General features: G+C 71.5%; 2 protein-coding genes. One reads left to right on the top strand and one right to left on the bottom strand.

Annotation, left to right across the window (positions count from 1 at the left end; translation table 11 throughout):
- On the bottom strand, positions 1–1,127 hold a 1,127-nt coding region (locus PUR53_RS00245), incomplete at its 3' end, for a YncE family protein (protein WP_443080241.1).
- A 498-nt stretch (positions 1,128–1,625) separates the two neighbouring features.
- Here PUR53_RS00245 and PUR53_RS00240 point away from each other — a divergent pair.
- Positions 1,626–2,942 carry a competence protein CoiA gene (locus PUR53_RS00240; RefSeq protein ID WP_329906962.1) on the top strand — a complete coding sequence of 439 codons (1,317 nt, stop codon included), beginning with the start codon at positions 1,626–1,628 and terminating at the stop codon, positions 2,940–2,942.
- The last annotated feature ends 87 nt before the right edge of the window (positions 2,943–3,029 follow it).

Below are 3,029 nucleotides of genomic sequence, written 5' to 3'. Positions count from 1 at the left end.
TTCACCGCGGCGGCCGGCAGCGCCTTGCCGCCGGGGCTCTCCATGTCGGTACGGGTGACCTGCAGTTCGGCGCCGGGGGGAAGAGGGAGCGTGGCGGAGGCCTTGCCGGTGACGGTGAGCTTCTTGGCGCGGGTGGCGGTCGCGGGTGCGTTGATCGTCAGCGTCGGGACGCTCTTGGCCGGGTCGGTGAGCGTTTTGAGGACGTAGCCGCCGGGTGCGGAGACGAGAGCGAAGAGCCGGGAGGAGTCCGGGGCCCAGGCGAGGGCGTCCGTGTCGGCGGCGTAGGTACGGACCGGGGTTTTCGCACCCGGGCGGTAGACCGCCACATCCGTGCCGTTCACCTGGGCGACCAGACCGTTGGGGGCGATGTCCGCGCGCTGCCCCGCCGGCCCGTAGCTGCCGGCGGCGGTGAACTTCCCGTCCGCGTAGGTGTGCCGCTCAGTGCCGTCGACCAGCACCTCCCCCGCGCCGGGCACGAGGTCGATGTCGTTGACGTAGTTCAGGGTGTAGCCGCCGTCGTGCCAGGCCGTCAGCTGCGGGGTGGCGCCGGAGACATCGACGACGGCCATCATGTCCTTGGCCGTGTCGTCGAAGTCGGTCGCACCGAGGGCCAGGAGGCCGGGCGCGGACGGGTCGCTGTCGATCCGTGCGCCGCCGTTGATGGCGGGACTGGCGTGCGGGAGCTGTCTGAGTGCCACCGTCTCGCTTCCGTCGGCCGGGGTGGCCGCCGGGTCGATCGAGCCCAGGTTGCTGTAGCCGTCGGACGGGTCCTCGTAGGTGAACCAGACCTTCTGGCCGGTGAACTCCAGGTACAGCGGGCCGATGCTGGCGGCCACGGGGTAGCGGGCCTTGACGTCCAGGGTGGCCGCGTCCAGGGCCACGATCTCGTGGCTGCCGCGCGCTGCCGCGTACAGCGTGGCGCCGTCGTCGGACAGCGCCAGGTCGAAGACTCCGTCGATACCGCGCACCGAGTCGACGCGGTTGCCGTTGTAGTCGGCGGCGATGATGGAATCGGTGGCATCGTCGCCGATGAAGACCCGCTTCAGCGCGCTGTGCACGACGATGCCGGCGGGCGAGCCGATGGTGGCGGCCGCGGCGGGCCCTGCCGTAACGGCGCTCAAGGCCACCGAGCTGAAGACAACCGCGAGCGCCGTCGCGGTCGAGATGCTGCGCCTACGCACAGTGCTGAAACCCCCACAAGGAAACCCGGTGCTGCACCGGGGAATCGAGGGCGCCGCGCTGCACCCGGACGTGACCGCGACAGTGTTCACGGTGACCTGCGGGGCGCGACTGCCAGAAGCAGCGTATGACATGCCAGCGACAGAACGAGAGAGGGTTTTCCGCCCGTGTCCGGCTTCGGCGCGCCGGTGAAGGGGTGCCCATGACGCCGCCTAAGGCGGCGCGAGGGCAGCCCGACCCAGTCCCGGTGCCCTGTGCCCCGGCCTCTGCCTGGCCCGCCGCAGGGGGCAGATGCCATGGGTCCCTCATACGCAGCTGGCGCGGCGGCTGCGGATGGCTACGCGCAACGGCAAGGGGCTGTCCAACCTGCCGTGCTCTGGAGACTGGGTGTATCGCCGTTACGGCACGGGGATGCTGGCCTTCTCGGGGAACACGTTGGGGGGCCGATGGGGTACACGGCCGTGCATGCGGGCTGGGGCCGGCTGGATGCGTCGCTGGACGATCTGGGGTGTGGCCGGTCCTGGGCGGACGTCCACCGTGTGAAGGGGCTGGAGCTGGCGTGTCCGGAGTGCCGGGGAAGGGTGTTCGCGCGCCTCTCCCCGCACCGTGCCAGGCACTTCTACCACCAGGTGCGGCCTGACGACTCTGCGCTGGCGAACGAGTCGCCGGAGCATCACCTGCTAAAGCTGGAGCTGGCCACCGCCGCCCGGGCGGCGGGCTTCAGGGCCGAGCTGGAGGTCGGCAACGAGGCCCGGACCTGGCGTGCCGACGTGCTGGTCTTCGACCGGGAGGACCGGCCGTTCATGGCGCTGGAGGCACAGCTGTCGCCGATGACGCCAAGGGACGCGCAGATGCGGACGGACCGCTACGCGGCGGACGGTGTGGCGGTGTGCTGGGTGGCGATGGAGAAGCGGCCGTGGGAACGCGGCGTGCCCTGCCTGCGGGTAGCGCCCCCGAGGAACCGCGGGGAGGCGTGGACGGTGCGCCATGGCATGGCGCGCTACACCTGGGCGGCGCCGCACACGCTGAAGACGAAGGCGGCGTGGACGCACATCAGCTGTTCCCTCGTAGAGGCGGTCCGGTGGATTCTCCAGGGCCGGGTGCACGCCCATACCGGCCCGGACGGCTCGGTGTGGTGGACCGCCCGCTCCTACGTCCGCCAGGCCATCGCCCGGGCCCGGCTGGAGGCCGATGCCGAAGCCGTCCGGCAGGCGGCTGGGGCCGAGCAGCGCCGACGGGCCGTACAGCAGCAAGCCGCTGCCACCGAGCGGGCCCGACTGGCCGCCGAGCAGCGCAGACTGGCGGCCGAGGACCGTCGGCTGGCCATGCTGGAAGAGGCGCACGAGGAGCAGCAGGCGGAGCAGGAGCGGCTGACGGACTTCTTCGAGCACGCGGGCATAGACGCCGCGCTGTGGCCGGCGTTCATGCAGTTGGTCCGCTGCGCCTCCGGCAAGGCCGTCACCTGCGGCGACCAGAGCCCCGCCCACGGCAACGGGCTGCTCCTCTATAGCCGGACACACACAGGGGCCGCGTTCCAGCCGGCCGGTGTGGTGTGCCCGGACCCCTCGGCGCTCGCCCGGTGGCCTGCGGACCTGACCATCCTGGTCCCCCACCGGGCCTGGCTGTCGCGTATCGAGGAAGCCGCCCAGAGCCCGCTGAAAGTCGCCGTCCTGAACCCGGTCACCAAGCACTGCGCCTACGAACGCATCGGCCCCCCGGACCGCGACGCTGACGTGAAACGCATCAGGGTTCAGGCGTGGTGAGCACCAGTCGGCAGCGGGGGTGCGGGGCTCGGAAATCCCCGAGCGTGCATACCGCGTACCGGCTGCGTACAGGAGGCGTCCCCACTG

This window comes from Streptomyces sp. SP18BB07, from assembly GCF_036322545.1.
GTDB lineage: Bacteria > Actinomycetota > Actinomycetes > Streptomycetales > Streptomycetaceae > Streptomyces > Streptomyces deccanensis.
This window is presented reverse-complemented; position numbering and strand designations above follow the sequence as displayed.